Origin of the sequence: Streptomyces sp. NPDC101160 (assembly GCF_044768205.1) — a bacterium.
Taxonomy (GTDB): domain Bacteria; phylum Actinomycetota; class Actinomycetes; order Streptomycetales; family Streptomycetaceae; genus Streptomyces.
Window position 1 is genome coordinate 473,304 of sequence record NZ_JBIWPJ010000001.1, and the last position, 17,559, is coordinate 490,862.

At 73.0% G+C, this 17,559-nt stretch carries 14 protein-coding genes; 1 reads left to right on the forward strand and 13 read right to left on the reverse strand.

Annotated elements, in window-relative coordinates:
• Positions 1–5: 5 nt before the first annotated feature.
• From ACIRSU_RS02140 to ACIRSU_RS02160, 5 genes are all read right to left on the reverse strand, one after another.
• Complete coding sequence (locus ACIRSU_RS02140; RefSeq protein WP_403788244.1) at positions 6–1,112, reverse strand: calcium:proton antiporter; 1,107 nt, start codon at positions 1,110–1,112, stop codon at positions 6–8.
• 92 nt (positions 1,113–1,204) lie between these two features.
• A complete protein-coding gene (locus ACIRSU_RS02145) occupies positions 1,205–2,077 on the reverse strand; it encodes a serine protease (protein WP_403788246.1) in 873 nt (290 codons plus the stop codon).
• Between the two features lie 134 nt (positions 2,078–2,211).
• Complete coding sequence (locus ACIRSU_RS02150; RefSeq protein ID WP_403788248.1) at positions 2,212–2,919, reverse strand: hypothetical protein; 708 nt, start codon at positions 2,917–2,919, stop codon at positions 2,212–2,214.
• A 95-nt stretch (positions 2,920–3,014) separates the two neighbouring features.
• Positions 3,015–4,592, reverse strand: coding sequence for an acyl-CoA synthetase (locus ACIRSU_RS02155; RefSeq protein ID WP_403788250.1), 1,578 nt, complete (start codon positions 4,590–4,592; stop codon positions 3,015–3,017).
• The gene (locus tag ACIRSU_RS02160) at positions 4,589–5,698 is read right to left on the reverse strand and encodes an NAD(P)H-dependent flavin oxidoreductase (RefSeq protein WP_403788252.1); all 1,110 of its coding nucleotides are present in this window, start codon (positions 5,696–5,698) and stop codon (positions 4,589–4,591) included. The genes ACIRSU_RS02155 and ACIRSU_RS02160 overlap by 4 nt, the downstream gene beginning before the upstream one ends.
• Positions 5,699–5,796: 98 nt before the next feature.
• Here ACIRSU_RS02160 and ACIRSU_RS02165 point away from each other — a divergent pair, with 98 nt between their 5' ends.
• Entirely contained in the window at positions 5,797–7,629 is a 1,833-nt protein-coding gene (locus ACIRSU_RS02165) for a serine hydrolase (RefSeq protein WP_403788254.1), read from the forward strand.
• Between the two features lie 30 nt (positions 7,630–7,659).
• On the opposite strand, the gene ACIRSU_RS02170 is transcribed toward ACIRSU_RS02165, so the two are convergent.
• The 8 genes from ACIRSU_RS02170 to ACIRSU_RS02205 form a co-directional block, all read right to left on the reverse strand.
• Positions 7,660–8,568 carry a LysR family transcriptional regulator gene (locus tag ACIRSU_RS02170; RefSeq protein ID WP_403788256.1) on the reverse strand — a complete coding sequence of 303 codons (909 nt, stop codon included), beginning with the start codon at positions 8,566–8,568 and terminating at the stop codon, positions 7,660–7,662.
• A gap of 4 nt (positions 8,569–8,572) precedes the next feature.
• Entirely contained in the window at positions 8,573–9,772 is a 1,200-nt protein-coding gene (locus ACIRSU_RS02175; RefSeq protein ID WP_403788258.1) for a glycine C-acetyltransferase, read from the reverse strand.
• Between the two features lie 18 nt (positions 9,773–9,790).
• Positions 9,791–10,819 (reverse strand): L-threonine 3-dehydrogenase, encoded by a 1,029-nt coding sequence (gene tdh, locus ACIRSU_RS02180; protein ID WP_403789375.1) that lies wholly within the window; start codon positions 10,817–10,819, stop codon positions 9,791–9,793.
• A gap of 192 nt (positions 10,820–11,011) precedes the next feature.
• Positions 11,012–12,565, reverse strand: a complete 1,554-nt coding sequence (locus ACIRSU_RS02185; RefSeq protein ID WP_403788260.1) for a phytoene desaturase family protein — start codon at positions 12,563–12,565, stop codon at positions 11,012–11,014.
• A gap of 81 nt (positions 12,566–12,646) precedes the next feature.
• Positions 12,647–14,788, reverse strand: coding sequence for a tetratricopeptide repeat protein (locus tag ACIRSU_RS02190; RefSeq protein WP_403788262.1), 2,142 nt, complete (start codon positions 14,786–14,788; stop codon positions 12,647–12,649).
• A complete protein-coding gene (locus tag ACIRSU_RS02195; RefSeq protein ID WP_403788264.1) occupies positions 14,764–15,693 on the reverse strand; it encodes an oxygenase MpaB family protein in 930 nt (309 codons plus the stop codon). Before ACIRSU_RS02195 ends, ACIRSU_RS02190 begins: the two co-directional genes overlap by 25 nt.
• A 38-nt stretch (positions 15,694–15,731) precedes the next feature.
• Complete coding sequence (locus tag ACIRSU_RS02200) at positions 15,732–16,187, reverse strand: hypothetical protein (RefSeq protein WP_403788266.1); 456 nt, start codon at positions 16,185–16,187, stop codon at positions 15,732–15,734.
• 40 nt (positions 16,188–16,227) lie between these two features.
• Positions 16,228–17,502 (reverse strand): hypothetical protein, encoded by a 1,275-nt coding sequence (locus ACIRSU_RS02205; protein ID WP_403788268.1) that lies wholly within the window; start codon positions 17,500–17,502, stop codon positions 16,228–16,230.
• Positions 17,503–17,559: the final 57 nt, after the last annotated feature.

The window sequence follows — 17,559 nt, forward strand, 5'->3', positions numbered from 1 at the left end:
GCTGATCAGGGGCTGAACGACAGGAACACGAAGGCGGCGAAGATCGAGAGATGGACGCTGCCCTGGAGGAGGGTGGCGCGCCCGGGGACCACGGTCAGGGCGCTCACCACCGCCGTGAGCACGAACAGCACCATGTGGAGGGGCCCCAGACCCAGGATCAGGGGTCCCTCCAGCCAGACCGAGGCGAGCGCGATCGACGGGATCGTCAGGCCGATGCTGGCGATGGCGGAGCCGTACGCCAGGTTCATGCTGGTCTGCATCCGGTCGCGGCTCGCCGCGCGCACGGCGGCGAGCGTCTCGGGAAGCAGCACCATGAGGGCGATGACGACGCCGACGACGGCCTTGGGCAGACCGGCGGAGGCGACGGCGTCCTCGATGGTGGGCGAGACGAGCTTGGCGTTGCCGACGACGGCGACCAGGGCGACCACGAGCAGCGCGAGGCTGAACCAGGTCTCGCCCCGGGACGGCGGCTCGGCGTGCTCCTCCTCCGCCCGTCCCTCCTGGCCGGGCCGGGGCACGGGCAGGAAGTAGTCGCGGTGCCGGACGGTCTGGACGGCGACGAAGACCCCGTAGAGGAGGAGCGAGGAGACGGCGGCGAAGGCCAGCTGCCCGGCGGAGAACTCGGGGCCCGGGTGGGTCGTGGTGAACGTCGGCAGGACCAGGGTCATGGTCGCGAGGGTGCAGACGATGGCGAGTTCGCCGCCGGAGCCCTCGGCGTTGAAGACGGCGACCCGGTTGCGCAGCGCACCGACGAGCAGGGAGAGGCCGACGATGCCGTTACAGGTGATCATCACGGCGGCGAAGACCGTGTCCCGGGCGTAGCTGGTCGCCTTGTCGCCGCCGCCGATCATCAGCATGACGATCAGTCCGACCTCGATGACGGTGACGGCGACCGCGAGCACGAGGGAGCCGTAGGGTTCGCCGACGCGGTGGGCGATGACCTCGGCGTGGTGCACGGCGGAGAGGACGGCCGCGAAGAGGCAGAGCACGATCAGCACCACCGCGAAGCCCGGGAGATGGTGGCGCCCCCAGCCGAGTGCGAGGCCGACGGCCGCGACGACCGGTCCCCAGGTGGTCCACTGCCGTGCCAGTGCTGCGGTGCTCGAACTCATGCCCTGAATCCTGCCACAACGGGGAGAAATGCCTCTGTCCGCCGCGTGCGGTGCGCACGTGGCGGACAGAGGCGAGGTGGGACCGTGGGGTGTTACGGCTTCGGCAGGGTGCAGCCGGCGCGGGTCAGGTCGATCACGTTGCCGGGGCCGACGCAGGGGACGATCTGGTAGGTCTCCTCGGCGTAGTTGATGCCCTGGCGGACCGTCACGTTGCCGCTCTCGTCGACCTCGCACGGGTTGTTCACGGTGCAGCTCTGCCCATCCTCGTTACCCGTGTTGTTGACCGCGACGACCTTGCCGGTGTTCCGGTCGACGACCGGCGAGCCGGAGGTGCCGCCGATGGTGTTGCAGGTCGAGGTGTAGCGGACCGAGTCCTTCCAGGTCCAGTCCCCCTCCTTGAGGCGGTAGACGAACCCGTCGATGTTGCAGCTGTAGGTCCGCTTCCAGTACCCCGAGACGACCGTGATCGGCGTACCCGCCACCGGGTGGGTGTCGGCGAGCGTGAGGGCGCTGATCCCGTAGGTGCTCTGGATCTGCGCGTACGTCTTGGTCAGCTGGTAGATCGATATGTCGGTGTCGGTCATCGTGCCGTACGCGATCTTGCTGGCGCGCAGCGTGCCGACACCGGTACCGGCCGAGTTGAGCAGCGTGAACGAGCGCGTGGAGCGCTTGTTCATGACGACCTCGCCGGCCGCCGGGAAGCCGGTCTCCAGGCAGTGTCCGTTGGACAGGACGAGCGCGTAGTCGCTCGGCTGGGAGTTGGGCATGCGCACGACGGACCCGGAACAGTTGCTCAGCGCGACCGTACCGGCGAAGTCGACGGCGGCGACCGTCGTGGACGCGCTGCGCGGCGCGGGCGCCGGGGCCTGGGCGACCGTGTCCGAGGGTGCGGACGCCACGGCCGGGGCTGCCGCCGCTCCGGTGAGGAGCAGGGCGAGCAGGGCACCGACGAGAGGCTTCTTCATGTGGGGGTTCCCCTCTGCATGAGGTTCGACCGGAGATCCTCCGGTTGTCATGAGCATTCTCGAAAGCTCTGCCGCCGCTGACAAGAGGGCCTCCCCGCCGCCGCGTTGCCGAAGCCACGCGGCGGCAGCGTCGGTCAGGACCCGGCGGGGAGGCCGAGCGCGCGGGTGACGAAGTCCTGGGTCATCCGGGAGGCCGACGCGACCGGGATGTACTGCCCGTCGAAGGGGAAGAAGTCGACGACGCCGGCCGCCCCGTAGTTGGCCCACAGGCAGGTGGTCATGGGGAACGTGTCGGTGACGTTCTGCTGACACTTGATCACCATCGTGCGGCTGGCGCCCAGTTGCGGCTTGCCGACGAGGTTGCGGCCGTAGCCCTCTTCGAGGTGCATCGTATGGCCGAAGATCCTGTCCAGGGACGCCTTGGGGTCCTGGATCTTCTCGTACAGCTTCGTCCGCGCGGTGAAGGTGGGCGCCGCAGCCGACCGGGTGCCCTTGCGGAGGATGATCTGGGGGCTGCCCGAGCAGGAGATCTCGTCCGCGATGTCACCGCCGTCGTCCTCGATCTCCTTCAGACCGTCGTCGCCGGTGACGCTCATGTCGAGGTCGCTGCCGAAGTGGAAGCCGCCGTCGCCCTCGTCGCACACCTGGCCCTCCATCGTCGTCGGCACGACGACCTTGGTGTAGCGCGTACCGGGGTCGGCGGCGAGCTCCTGCGCCTCGGTGGGCGCCGACGTCGGCGCCGCCGTCGGCGCCGCCTCGCCGGAGCGCTCCACCGGCCCCTTCGGTCCCGTCTGTTCAGTCCCGCACCCGGCGAGCGCCAGTGCCAGGACCGCCAGTGCCACAGCCGTGCTCCGTGCGGTCATCCGTCGTGTCCCCCGAGTGTGTAGATGATCATGATCTGGTGATCATAGGACACCCGGGGGCACGGCGAGTCACCTCACAGCGGGCGGTCGTGCCCCTCCCAGTACGGGTCGCGCAGCCGGCGCTTGTAGAGCTTGCCGTTCGGGTCGCGGGGCATGTGCGTGATGAAGTCGACGGACCTGGGGCGCTTGTAGGAGGCGAGCCGGCTCTCGCAGTGGGCCAGGATCGCGGCGGCGAGCTCCGGGCCCGGGGCGTGGCCCTCGGCCGGTTCGACGACGGCCTTGACCTCCTCGCCCCAGTCGGCGTGCGGGATGCCGAAGGCGGCGGCGTCGGCGACGGCGGGATGGGCGAGGAGCGCGGACTCGATCTCGGCGGGGTAGATGTTGACGCCGCCGGAGATGATCATGTCGATCTTGCGGTCGCGCAGGAAGAGATAGCCGTCCTCGTCGAGGACGCCGAGGTCGCCGACGGTGAAGAAGTCGCCGATGCGGTTCGACGCCGTCTTGGCCTCGTCCTTGTGATAGCGGAAGCCGCCGGTGCTCATCTTCATGTAGACCGTGCCGAGCCGGCCGGGCGGCAGCCGGTTGCCGTCGTCGTCGAAGACGGCGAGTTCGCTGATGGGCCAGGCGCGGCCGACCGTGCCGGGCTTCTTCAGCCAGTCCTCGGCGGTGGCGAAGGCGCCGCCGCCCTCGCTCGCCGCGTAGTACTCCTCGACGCAGCTCCCCCACCAGTCGATCATCGCGCGCTTGACGTGGTCGGGGCAGGGCGCGGCGCCGTGGATGGCATGGCGCATGGAGGAGACGTCGTAACGGCCCCGGGTCTCCTCGGGCAGGGCGAGCAGCCGGTGGAACTGGGTGGGGACCATGTGGGTGTGCGTGCAGCGGTGGGTCTCGATGAGCCGCAGCATCTCCTCGGGGCCCCACTTGTCCATGAGGACGAGCGGATGGCCGATGTGCAGGGCGGCGGCGGCGAATTGGAGCACGGCGGTGTGGTAGAGCGGCGAGCAGACCAGATGCACGTTGCCGTCGAAGGGCTTGATGCCGAAGATGCCGAGGAAGCCGCCGAGGTAGGTCTCCTCGGGGAGCTTGCCGGGCAGCGGACGCCGGATGCCACGGGGGCGGCCGGTGGTGCCGGAGGTGTAGTTCATGACCCAGCCGAGGGTGCGGTCGGCGGGCGTGGACTCGGGCTGTCCGGCGAGGAGTTCGCCGTACGCGCGGAAACCGGGGACCTCGCCGACCGCGTACCGTACGGCCTCCGGCAGCCCGGCCTCGTCGGCGGCGGCGGCCGCGGCCCCGGCGAAGCGTTCGTGGGCGATGAGGACCTTGGCGCCGGAGTCGGCGACGATCCAGGCGATCTCGGGGCCGACCAGGTGGTGGTTGACGGGCACGAGGTAGAAACCGGCCTGGGTGGCGGCGAGACAGGCCGTGAGGAAGGCGGTGCCGTTGGGCAGGACGACGGCGAAGGCGTCGCCGCGCTCCAGACCGGCGGCGCGCAGTCCGTGCACGAGCCGGTTGACGTCGGCGAGGAGCCGCCCGGCGGTCCACTCCTCGCCGTCGGGGGCGACGAGGACGACGCGGTCGGGGTCGGCGGCGGCCTGCGACCAGAATCCTCCCCCAGACTTCGTCCGGGGGGACCCCCACGGCCCGTCGCTCACTGCGCGCTCCTTCCGGCGATGCGGTTGATCCGGTCGACGGCCTTCTCGAAGCCGCGGGTGAGGTCGTCGAAGACCTGCTGAACGCTGCGCTCGCTGTTCATCCGGCCGACGATCTGGCCGACGGGGGTGCCGAGCAGCGGGGTGATCTCGTACTTCTGGATCCGGGAGACGGCCTCGGCGACGAGCAGCCCCTGCAGCGGCATGGGCAGGGTGCCGGGTCCCGCCGGGTCGTCCCAGGCGTCGGTCCACTCGGTACGGAGCTGGCGGGCGGGTTTGCCGGTGAGCGCGCGGGAGCGGACGGTGTCGCCGGAGCCGGCGGCGAGGAGCTTCTCGGTGAGGGCGCGGGAGTGGAGTTCGGCCTCGGTGGTGGTGAGCCAGAGCGAGCCGAGCCAGACGCCCTGCGCGCCGAGGGCGAGTCCGGCGGCGATCTGCTCGCCGCTGCCGATGCCGCCGGCGGCGAGCACGGGCAGCGGGGAGACGGCCTCGACGACCTCGGGGGTCAGCACCATGGAGGCGATCTCGCCGGTGTGGCCGCCGGCCTCGTAGCCCTGGGCGACGACGATGTCGATGCCGGCCTCGGCGTGGTGCCGGGCGTGCCGGGCGCTGCCGGCGAGGGCGGCGACGAGGACGCCGTGGTCGTGGGCGCGGGCGACGACGTCGGCGGGCGGCGAGCCGAGCGCGTTGGCGAGCAGTCTGATGGGGTAGTCGAAGGCGACGTCGAGCTGGCTGCGGGCGACCTGTTCCATCCAGCCGGTGATCCGCCAGCCGGAGGCCTCGCCCTCGGCGAGCTCGGGGACGCCGTGCTTGGCGAGCGTGGCGCGGACGAACTCCCGGTGGCCCTCCGGGATCATCGCCTCCACGTCGGCCTCGGTCACGCCCTCGACCTTCTTCGCGGGCATGACGACGTCGAGGCCGTAGGGCAGGCCGTCGGTGTGGTCCTGCATCCAGTCGAGGTCGCGGGCGAGGTCCTCGGGTGCGGTGTAGCGGACCGCACCGAGGACGCCGAATCCGCCGGCTCTGGTGATGGCGGCGGCCACCGCGGGGAAGGGCGTGAAGCCGAAGATGGCGTGCTCGATCCCCAGTTTCCGACTCAGCTCCGTCTTCATGGGCGGCATGGTGCCGCAGCCGGTGTGCCGAGGGAAGAGATTTTCTGATGCAGTGTCAGATTGTTTCGGGACGGCGGGCCGGGTGGGAGAGGCTGGGCATGACGGAGTCGACGAGGACAACGGGGTACGGGGGTACGGGACCGAGCCGCCGGGCGTTCGGCGGCGGACTGCTCGCGCTGGGAGGTGCGCTGATGATCGGTACGGTGCCGGGGACGGCCGGGGCCGCCCCCGAGCCGGGCGGCGGGGGCGACGGACCCCCGCGGATCGGCTTCGGCGGGGCTCGGCGGACCGTGCTGCGGCGGGGCCCGGCCGAGCGCGCCGGGCTGCTGCCCGAGCACCTGGACCGGCTCGTCACGGATGCCGAATCCTTCCTGCGCCCCTCCCCCGCGCATCCCTGGTACGCGGGCGCGGTGCTGCTCGCGGGGCGCGGCGGGACGGTCGCGCTGCACCGGCCGATCGGCATGGCCGTGCGCTACCGCGCGTACGACGAGAAGACCGACACCGGCGTGGAGCTGCCGCCCGACGAGCAGATCCCGATGCGCGAGGACACGGTCTTCGATCTGGCCTCCGTGTCCAAGCTGTTCACGTCGCTCCTGGCGGTGCAGCAGATCGAGCGCGGGGCGCTGGAGCTGGAACAGAAGGTCACGGCGTATCTGCCGGAGTTCGGGGGCGGCGGCAAGCAGGGGATCACGGTCCGTCAGCTGCTCACGCACACCTCGGGGTTCCGGGCCTGGATCCCGCTCTACAAGGAGCCGACACGGGAGGGGCAGCTGCGGCTGCTGTGGCAGGAGGTGCCGGCGAACCAGCCGGGGACGGTCTACCTCTACTCGGACCTGAATCTGATCACGCTTCAGCTGGTCCTGGAGGAGATCACCGGTCACTCTCTGGACGACCTGCTCCGAACCGAGATCACCGCTCCGCTCGGGATGCACCGCACCCGTTTCAATCCACCGCTCTCATGGCGCCCCGGCATCGCCGCCACGGAGGACGCCCGCAAGCCCTGGTCCGGGCTCGACCGGGGAATGGTGTGGGGCGCGGTGCACGACGAGAACGCGTACGCGATGGGCGGGGTCGCCGGTCACGCCGGGGTGTTCTCGTGCGCCTGGGACCTGGCGGTCCTGGCCCGGACGCTGCTCAACGGCGGGGCGTACGGCGACGCCCGGATCCTCTCCCCCGCCTCCGTGGAGCTGATGTTCACCGACTTCAACACCGCGTTCCCCGGCGACGAGCACGGCCTCGGCTTCGAGCTCTACCAGCACTGGTACATGGGAGCGATGGCCACCCCGCACACGGCGGGCCACACCGGCTTCACCGGCACCAGCCTGGTCCTCGACCCGACGACCGACGCGTTCCTGATCGTCCTCGGCAACTCCGTGCACCCCGTGCGCACCTGGCGCTCCGGCTCCGCGCCCCGGGTCGCCACCGCCGACGCCCTGGCCCGCGCCGTGCCGGTGCGCCCTGCCCGGGGTCGCCGGGCATGGTTCTCCGGCATGGCGAGCGGCACCACCGCGACCCTCACCCTGCCCGACATCCCCGGCGCCGCCCGCCTCGCCTGCGCCCTGTGGTGGGACACCGAACCCGGCGCGGACGCCGCCGTCCTGGAGGCGTCGGCCGACGGCGGCGCGCGCTGGTCCCTCGTGCCCTTCACCACCACGCACCGGACCGACCCTTCCGTGGACCGTCCGACGGGTGCGGTCGGCGGCTGGTCGGGCCGGGTCTGGCACGACGTCTCCGCCGACCTGACGGCGTGGTCGCCCGGGCCCGTACGGCTGCGCTGGCGGTACACCACCGACCGGCGCTACGTGGGGCGCGGCGTGTACGTCGACGGGCTGCGGGTCCTGGACGCGACCGGGGCCCCGCTGTTCGACGAGGCCCGCCCGGCGGACGGGGCGCGGATCGAGCCGGTGCGGTGGACGGCCTCGGCGGACTGAGCGGACCGGCCGAGGACGCGGGCCGGCCGGTCAGGCGCCGGTCACGGCCGCCGCGCGCAGCGCGTCGAGCACCGGGCGGATCAGGGGGTGCTGCTCGGCGCCGCGCCGTACCGCCGCGAAGACGCGGCGGGTGGGGGCGACGCCGTCGACCGGGCGGACGACGACGTCGGTGAGGTCGGTGCCGCGCAGGGCCGAGCGCGGCACCAGGGCGACGCCCGCGCCGGCGGCGGCGAGGGCGACGACGGCGCGGAAGTCGTCGGAGATGTGCTCCAGGCTGGGCGCGAAGCCGGCGTACTCGCAGGCGAGGACGGTCACGTCATGGCACGGGTTGCCGGCGGACTGGCCGATCCAGGCGTCCTTGGCCAGGTCGGCGAGCGCGACGCGCTCCCCGGCGGCGAGCGGGTGGTCCGGCGGCAGGACCGCGTCGAAGGGCTCCGCGTAGAGCGGCAGGCGGGTGAGCCGGGCGTCGTCCTCGCCGGGCGCCCCGCGGTACTCGACGGCGACGGCCACGTCGACCTGCCGGTCCAGGACCATCAGCAGGCTCTCGTCGCCCTCCGCGTCCCGCACCCGCACCCGGATGCCGGGGGCGGTGCCGGCGAGGGCGCCGATGGCGGGGGCCACGACGAGGCCGATGCCGGTGGCGAAGGCCGCCACGGTGACCGTGCCGGCCTCGCCCGAGCCGTACGCCGCCAGCTCGGCCTCGGCGCGCTCCAGCTGGGCCAGGACGGCGTTGGCGTGGCTCAGCAGGATCTCGCCGGCCGGGGTGAGCCGGGCGCCCCGGGCGTTGCGGTCGACCAGGCGGTGGCCGGTCTCCTGCTCCAGGGCGGCGAGCTGCTGGGAGACGGCGGAGGGCGTGAGGTAGAGCGCGGCGGCAGCCGCCGTGACGGTGCGGTGGTCGGCCACCGCCCGGAGGATGTGCAGCCGCCGCGCTTCGATCATGCCCCTAGTCTCGCAGGGCGGCGCGCGCGTCGACGAACGCGTCCACAGCCCGGTTCACATCGTCCGACGAATGGGCGGCGGAGAGCTGGACGCGGATACGGGCCTGGCCCTGCGGCACGACCGGGTACGAGAAGCCGATCACGTACACGCCGCGCTCCAGGAGCAGCTCGGCCATCCGTCCGGCCTCGGCGGCGTCGCCGATCATGACGGGGGCGATGGCGTGGTCGCCGGGGAGGATGTCGAAGCCCTCCTCGGTCATCCGGCGGCGGAACAGCTCGGTGTTGGCGTTCAGCCGCTCGCGCAGGTCACCGGCCGACTCCAGGAGGTCGATGACCTTCAGGGAGGCGGCGGCGATCACCGGGGCGAGGGTGTTCGAGAACAGGTACGGGCGCGAGCGCTGGCGCAGCAGGGCGACGATCTCGGCGCGGGCCGCGACGTAGCCGCCGGAGGCGCCGCCGAGGGCCTTGCCGAGGGTGCCGGTGATGATGTCGACGCGGTCCATCACGCCGTGCAGCTCGGGGGTGCCGCGGCCGCCGGGGCCGACGAAGCCGACGGCGTGCGAGTCGTCGACCATGACCATGGCGTCGTAGCGCTCGGCCAGGTCGCAGATCTCGTCGAGCGGCGCCACGTAGCCGTCCATGGAGAACACGCCGTCGGTGACGATCAGCTTGCGCCGGGCGCCGCCCGCGGTGGCCTCCTTGAGCTGCTGCTCCAGGTCCTCCATGTCGCGGTTGGCGTAGCGGAAGCGGCGGGCCTTGGACAGGCGGATGCCGTCGATGATGGAGGCGTGGTTGAGGGCGTCGGAGATGACCGCGTCCTCAGGCCCGAGGAGGGTCTCGAAGACGCCGCCGTTGGCGTCGAAGCAGGAGGAGTAGAGGATCGTGTCCTCCTGGCCGAGGAAGCTCGACAGGCGCGCCTCGAGCTCCTTGTGGACCTCCTGGGTGCCGCAGATGAAGCGGACGGACGCCATGCCGTAGCCCCAGCGGTCGAGGGCCGCGTGGGCGGCGGCGATGACCTCGGGGTGGTCGGCGAGGCCGAGGTAGTTGTTGGCGCAGAAGTTCAGCACCTCGCCGGGGCGGCCGCCGGCGGTGACGGCGACGGTCGCGGACTGCGGCGTGCCGATGACCCGCTCGGGCTTGTGCAGACCGGCCTGCTGGATTTCGTCGAGGGTGGCGCGGATGCCGTCGCGTACGGAATCGAACATGTCAGGGGCTCCTGAGGATCAGACGGTCCAGTCGAGGATGATCTTGCCGGACTTGCCGGACGCGGCGTCGTCGAACGCGGCGTCGAAGTCGCGGTAGTCGTAGCGGCCGGTGATCACCGGGGAGAGGTCGAGGCCGCCCTCCAGGAGGACGGACATGGCGTACCAGGTCTCGAACATCTCGCGGCCGTAGATGCCCTTGATGGTGATCATCGAGGTGACGATCCGCGCCCAGTCGACGGCGAAGTCCTCGGCGGGCAGGCCGAGCATGGCGATCTTGCCGCCGTGGGTCATGTTGGCGACCATGTCGCGCATCGCGTGCGGGTTTCCGGACATCTCCAGGCCGACGTCGAAGCCCTCCTTGAGACCGAGGGTGCGCTGGCCGTCGGCGATGGTCTGCTCGGCGACGTTGAGCGCGAGCGAGACTCCGGTCTTGCGGGCCAGGGCGAGGCGCTCCTCGCTGACGTCGGTGATGACGACGTTGCGGGCGCCGGCGTGCTTGGCGACGGCCGCGGCCATGATGCCGATCGGGCCGGCGCCGGTGACCAGCACGTCCTCGCCGACGAGCGGGAAGGAGAGCGCGGTGTGCACGGCGTTGCCGAACGGGTCGAAGATCGCGGCGACGTCCAGGTCGACCTCGACGCGGTGCACCCACACGTTGGAGGCGGGCAGCACGACGTACTCGGCGAAGGCGCCGTCGCGGCCGACACCGAGGCCGACGGTGGCGCGGCACAGGTGGCGGCGGCCGGCCAGACAGTTGCGGCACTTGCCGCAGACCAGGTGGCCCTCGCCGCTGACGAGGTCGCCGGGCTTGATGTCGGCGACGTCACGGCCGGTGTCGACGACCTCGCCGACGAACTCGTGGCCGAGGGTCAGCGGCGTGGCGATGGTCTTCTGCGCCCAGCCGTCCCAGGAGCGGATGTGCAGGTCGGTGCCGCAGATTCCGGTCCGCTTCACCTTGATCAGAACGTCACCGGGGCCGTACTCCGGCTCGGGCACGTCCGTGAGCCAGAGTCCCGGCTCCGCCTTCTGCTTGACCAGCGCCTTCAATGTCACGGCTCCCGACGTGCGTGTCCTGTGATGTCCGGGTCCGGGCGCGGCGAAGCACCCAAGATCTCTGGAAGGAAATCTTCCGTACGCCGGGCTCGTGGTCCATCGAGGTTTTCTTAAGCGCGCTCGCAGATCAGCTTCACGCCCCTGGCGGGAGCGGTGCGGCGTCAACCTCGGACGCCTTCGGTTCCGCTACTGCTTTCGAGGAGCGCCGAGCACCGCCATGGCCGCGTTGTGCCCGGGGACGCCGCTCACGCCGCCGCCGCGGACGGCGCCCGCGCCGCACAGCAGGACGTTGGGGCGGTCCGTCTCGACGCCCCACGTGCCCTCGGTTCCTTCCCCGAAGGGGAAGGAGAGGTCGCGGTGGAAGATGTGGCCGCCGGGCAGTCGCAGCTCGTGTTCCAGGTCGACGGGGCTCTTCGCCTCGATGCAGGGCCGGCCGTCGGCGTCGCGGGCCAGGCAGTCGGCGATCGGCTCGTCGAGGACGGCGTCGAGTTGGTCGAGGGTGGCCTTGAGGAGGGCCTCGCGGGCGCCGTCGGGGTCGGCGGCGAAGAGCCGGGCGGGCGCGTGCAGGCCGAAGAGGGTGAGGGTCTGGTAGCCGCGGGCGGTGGCCTCGGGACCGAGGATGCTCGGGTCGGTGAGGGTGTGGCAGTAGATCTCGGCCGGCGGCGCGCCGGGCAGGTCGCCGGCGGCGGCCTCGGCGTACGCGGTGCCCAACTGCCCGTACCCCTCGGCGATGTGGAAGGTGCCGGAGAACGCCTCCCGCGGATCCACGGCGCGGTCCCGGAGCCTCGGCAGCCGGGTCAGCACCATGTTGACCTTGAGCTGCGCGCCCTCGGGCGGGGCCGGTGCCGGGTCGCCGAGCAGTCCGGCGAGGGCCTGCGGGGAGGCGTTGACGAGCACGTGGCCGGCGCCGACGACGCCCTCGCCGCCCGCGGTGCGGTACGCGACCTCGGCGCGGGTGCCGTCGGTGTCGATCCGGGTGGCCTCGTGGCCCGTCAGGATCGTGGCCCCGGCGGCGCGGGCCGCGTCGGCGAGGGCGTCGGTGAGCGCGCCCATGCCGCCCACGGGGACGTCCCAGTCGCCGGTCCCGCCGCCGATGACGTGGTAGAGGAAGCAGCGGTTCTGCAGCAGCGAGGGGTCGTGGGCGTCGGCGAAGGTGCCGATGAGGGCGTCGGTCAGGACGACGCCGCGGACCAGGTCGTCCGCGAAGTGCCGCTCGATCGCCGCCCCGATGGGCTGCTCGAAGAGCATCTCCCAGGTCTCCGCGTCGTCGACCCGGGTGCGCAGCGCGTCGCGCGTCGGCAGCGGTTCGGTGAGCGTGGGGAAGATCCGGCGCGCGGCGCGCGCGGTCCGCCCGTAGAAGCCCTGCCAGGCCTCGTACTCGCGGTCGGAGCCGGTGCGCGCGGCGAAGGAGGCGCGGGTGCGGGCGTCGTCGCTGCCGACGAGCAGCCCGGAGTCGCCGTACGGGGTGTACGAGGCGACCGAGCGCTTCCGCACCGCGAAGCGCAGCCCGAGGTCCTTGACGATCTTCTCGGGCAGCAGCGACACGAGGTACGAGTAGCGGGACAGCCGGACGTCCACCCCGGGGAACGGCCGTGTCGAGACGGCGGCCCCGCCGGTCGTGCCCAGCCGTTCGAGGACGAGGACCCGGCGCCCGGCGCGGGCGAGATACGCGGCGGCGACGAGGCCGTTGTGTCCGCCGCCGACGATGACGGCGTCGTAGGAGCTCTGCGGTGCGGTCATGCCCCTTGCTAGCACCTGACGGCCGGATCCCACCAGGTGGCGTGCGCGAGGCGTACGGCCCTGACGGTACGTCCGCCCTGGCTACGCGCCCGCCAGCCGTTCCCGGCAGTAGCTCTCGTCGGCGCGGGCCGCGCGGGTGTCCGGGTGGTCCGGGCCGAGGAGGCGGGTGCGGGCCCCGGTCACGTGGCGGTACTGGTCGAGGGCCTCGGGCCAACGGCCCAGCCGGCCCAGGGCGATAGCCGTCTCGCGGCGGCTCGCGAGGGTGTCGGGGTGGTCGGGGCCGAGGACGTGGGTGCGGGCGTCGAGGACCGCGCGCGACTCGGTCAGGGCCTCGTCCCACTGGCCGAGGCGGCCCAGGTTGACGCCCAGGCCGTGGCGGGCGCGCAGGGTCTCGGGGTGGTCGGCGCCGTCGACGCGGGCGCGGGCGGCGGCGAGGTCGCGGTAGAGCGTGGCGGCCTCGTCGGCTCGGCCGAGGCGGCCGAGGCAGATACCGGTCTCGTAGCGGGCGGCGAGGGTGTCGGGATGGTCGGGGCCGAGGACGGCGCGGCGGGCCTCGGCGACCTCGCGGTACTGGGTGAGGGCGTCGGACCAGCGGCCGAGCCGGCCGAGGGCGTGGCCGATCTCGTGGCGGGTGGCGAGGGTGTCGGGGTGGTCGGCGCCGAGCAGCCGGGTGCGGGCGTCGGCGATCTCGCGGGCGGTCGCGTACGCCTCGGTGACGCGGCCGATCCGGCCGAGGGTGCAGGCCAGGTTGTGCCGGCAGCGCAGGGTGTCCGGGTGGTCGGCACCCATGGTGCGTTCGCGGGCGGCGAGCACGGCCTCGTACACCGAGTGGGCCTCGGCGTGCCGGCCGAGGCCGCCGAGCACGTACGCGGTCTCCTGGCGGGCCGCGAGGGTGTCGGCGTGGTCGGCGCCGAGGGTGCGGGCGCGGCCCTCGGCGACCGCGGCGAAGCGGCTGAGGGCCTCGGAGGGCCGGCCGAGCCGGGCGAGGGCGAAGCCGAGTTCGTAGCCGCTGGCGAGGGTGTCGGGATGGTCGGCGCCGAGGACGTGCGTCCGGTCCCGGACGACCGTGCGCAGCAGGTCCGCGGCCTCCGCCCAGCGGCCGAGGCGGCCCAGGCCGAGCCCGGCCCGGTGCCGTCCGGCGAGCACGGCGACGAGCTCGCCGGCTGCCGGGCCGTCGGCGGCGGGCGCCGTTTCCGGTGTCGGCGCGAGGGCGCGGGTCCAGGCGCCGGTGAGGGCGGTGGCCGGGTCGTGCGTGGGGGCCGCCCGGCCGGCGAGGGTGGTGACGGCGGTGCGGCCGGTGCCCATGGCGCGGGCCCAGCCGGGCAGGGCGGGCGGCGCCGGGGGCGTGAGGCTCCAGGCGCCGCTGTGCCGGCCGGAGGTGAGCCGTTCGCGCAGTTCCGCGGCGTCGGACGGGCGGCCCTCGGGGGACTTGGCGAGCAGGTCGAGCACGGCCAGGTCGAGGTAGCCGGGCAGTTCGGGGCGGTGGCTGCGCAGCGGCGCGGGCGTGGTGTCGCGGTGGCCGATGAGGATGGCCCAGGTGTCGTCCATGTCGAACGGCGGGGCGCCGGTGGCCATCTCGTAGAGCACGCAGCCCAGCGAGTAGAGGTCGCTGCGGTGGTCGACCTCCTCACCGCCGCCGATCTGCTCCGGCGACATGTAGTGCGGGGTGCCCATGGCGATGCCGGTGCCGGTGAGCCGGGAGGTGAAGCCGATGTCGGCGCCGAGGCGGGCGATGCCGAAGTCGCAGATCTTCACCGTGCCGTCGCCGAGCCGCACGATGTTGGCGGGCTTGAGGTCGCGGTGGATGACGCCCTGGCGGTGGGTGTAGGCGAGGGCGTCGGCGACCTGTTCGGCGATCTCGACGACGTCGCCGACGGGCAGCGGCCGCTTGCCGTTGTCGTTGAGGAGCTGGCTCAGGTTGCGCCCGTCGAGGAGTTCCATGACGAGGAAGAGCACGCCGTCGGACTCGCCGAAGTCGTGCACGACGGTGATGCCGCGGTGCTGGAGCGCGGCGGCGACGCGGGCCTCGCGGCGGAAGCGTTCGCGGAGCACGGCGAGGTTGGCGGGGTCGCGCTGCTGGCCCAGCGGCCGCAGGCACTTGACGGCGACGCGCCGGCCTAGCGATTCGTCGGTGGCCCGCCAGACCTCGCCCATGCCGCCGCGGCCGATCACCTCGTGCAGCCGGTACCGGCCCTGGATCAGCCTGGTGTCCGTGTCCGCCATCGCGTGCTGTCGCCCCCGTTTGCCCTGTTGCCGTGCGGCTCCCTCCCCGGCTCGTCCAGTATGGCGGCCGCGCTGCGCAGACTGTACGGCATGGGCCGGGTGTCGGGTCCGAGCCGGTCCATGGCACGCAGGATGTGCCTGGGGGGCAGCCGCCAGCGCAGCCGGCCGGGCACGCAGCGCAGCAGGTTCGCCGTGGCGGTCAGCCGTCGGGTGACGGTCGCGGGCGGCGGCGCGGGCCGGCCGTACAGCTCGTGGGCATACGGGGGCAGTGAGTCGTACGCGAGGGCGGCCACGCGCCGCCAGATCACCTCCCGCGCGGGGCGCAGCGCCGGGGCGACCGGGGGTCTGCGCAGGAAGTCGTCGACGGTGCGGGCGTCCTCCCCGGCGGCGAGCCGGGGCCGGATGTCCTCGAAGTAGCGGGCGAGGGCGGCGGTGCTGCCGGGCACGGCGCCGGGGTCGAGGCCGACGAGCCGTGCGGAGGTGCGCTGTTCGTCGACGTAGCGGTCGGCCTGGGCGTCGGTGAGCGGGATGCCGGAGCGGCGGACGACGTGGAGGTACGAGTCGATCTCGGCGCAGTGCACCCAGAGCAGCAGCTCGGGGTCGTCGACTCCGAGCAGCCGGTGGATCTTCCGCACCCGGGCGCCCGCGGCCTCGGCGGCCTCGGTGGTGCCGTAGGTGAGGGTGCCGACGAAGCTCGCGGTGCGCATCAGCCGGCCCCAGGCGTCCCGCCGGAAGTCGCTGTTGATCATGACTCCGCGGACGGCGACGGGGTGCAGCGCCTGCAGGTACAGGGCGCGCACCCCGCCGATCCACATGACGGGGTCGCCGTGGAGCTGCCAGGTGACGGACCGGGGGCCGAAGAGCCCGGGGTCGGGGTCGGGTGGCGCCAGAGAGCCGGATGCCATGGCTTCAGGCTAGGCGGGGCGGCCGCGGGCCGGAACGGTCAGCGCCAGATCGTCTGCACGGAGTCGAACTGGACCCAGGTGATCGGGCTGCTCGTGTTGGCGCCGAAGACGCTGACCGAGCCGGTCGGGTTGATCTCGAAGCGGCAGGCGTTGATGCCCTGGCTGTTGTTGCGGGGCACGGCGGCGCGGACGTAGCCGGTGGGGAGGGCGAAGCCGTCGGGCAGCCGGCCGATCTTGGCGTCGGCGGTCAGGCTGCAGGTGACGAGGCCGCGGGCCTGGAGGAAGACGGTGCCGGCGATGGTGACCAGGCGGACCTCGGGCGTGGCGCCGGCGCTCGGGGTGATCCCGGGCTCCAGGACGAGCGCCGTCCAGGCACCGGCGTCGACGGTGCCGGTCACGGCGGCCGCCGGGGTGGCGGCGGCGAGGCCGCCCGCGGTGAGGGCGGCGGGCAGGGCGAGGGTCGCGCCGAGGACGCTGCGGCGGTTGTGGGACATGGGTGTTCGGCTCCTTGGCAGGGACGAGGGAGGTTTCGGGTCAGCGCCAGACGGCGCTGAAGTTGTCGAGCTGCGCCCAGGCGATCGGATTCGTGGTGCGTCCGCCGTACAGCCGCACCGCGCGGTCGCTGCCGATCTCGACGCGGGCGACGGCGGGGCCGCCGGCCGCGTTGTCGCGGGGCACGGTGGCGCGGGCGGTGATGCTCGGGGTGAGCGCGTCGGGCAGGGTGCCGAGGACGGTGTCGGCGGTGAAGGGGCCCGCGACCCCGCCGGAGAGCTGGAGCACGGTGCTGCCGGCGAGGCTGATCAGGCGTGCCTTCGGGGTGTTCTGATAGGGCGTCACGCCGGTGGCGAGGGTGATCGGCTGCCAGTCGGTGAGGACCTTCACGCCGTCGGTCTCGGGTGCCCCGGACAGCGACAGGATGGTGCAGGTGCGCGGGCCGGGGTCCTCGCACGCGTAGCCGAAGTGGAGGTGCGGGACGCCGTCGCGGACGGCGACCGCCATGCCCTCCGGCTCGCGCCACTCGAGGCCGGGCGCGGCGGTGACGAACTGCCGGTCGAGCTGGTTGCCGGTGGCCCACTCGAAGGCGGTGACGTACGTGTTGCCGGGCAGCGGGACCTTGGCCAGGGACTGGCCCTGGAGGGTGTAGAGGACGCCGGCGTGGGACGTGTACCCCTGGAAGTCGACGCCCTCGGGCGGCAGCACGGGGGTGATCCGCTGGAGCGGCTGCCACACCCCGGCGGCCGCCTGCGCGAGGTCGTAGCGCTCGTAGCAGGTGGCGCCGCCGAGCCCGAAGCGGAGCACGAGCTCGTTCGCGCCGTGGTCGATGGTGGGGGTGACCCACCGGGCGGCGGTGTCGGGGGTGTACGGCTGGGTGTGCCGCGGGGTGTTGTAGTCGACGACGTCGCCGTCCGCGTACGAGAAGCTGGTGACGGCGGTGCCGAAGCCCTCGTTCTTGCTGTTCTGCGTGGAGGCCGTCTCGGTCCACAGCCACACGGCCCCGGCGCGGTTCTCCACGCCGAGGTTGACGCCGTGTCCGAAGCCGCGCAGGTACATGTGGCCGAGGATCGCGCCGGCCGGGCTGAGCCGGGTCAGGCACAGGTCGCCGTTGCTCAGCCGGGTGGCCCAGTCGGGAGCGGTGGTCTCACCGGGCAGCAGGATGCCGCCGTCCATGATCTGGAGGGTGTAGACGTCGGCGGTGACGGGGTCGAAGGCGAACGACTGCATGACGGTGCCGTTCTGCAGCGGGCGCCGGTGGAGCAGCTTGCCCACCGGGCCCGCGATGTCTATCTGTCCTGAGATGGTGACGCTCAACGGCGCGCTCCTCGACGGCTCGGCGGGTGATCCGTTCACGCGATCCTTCACGTGACC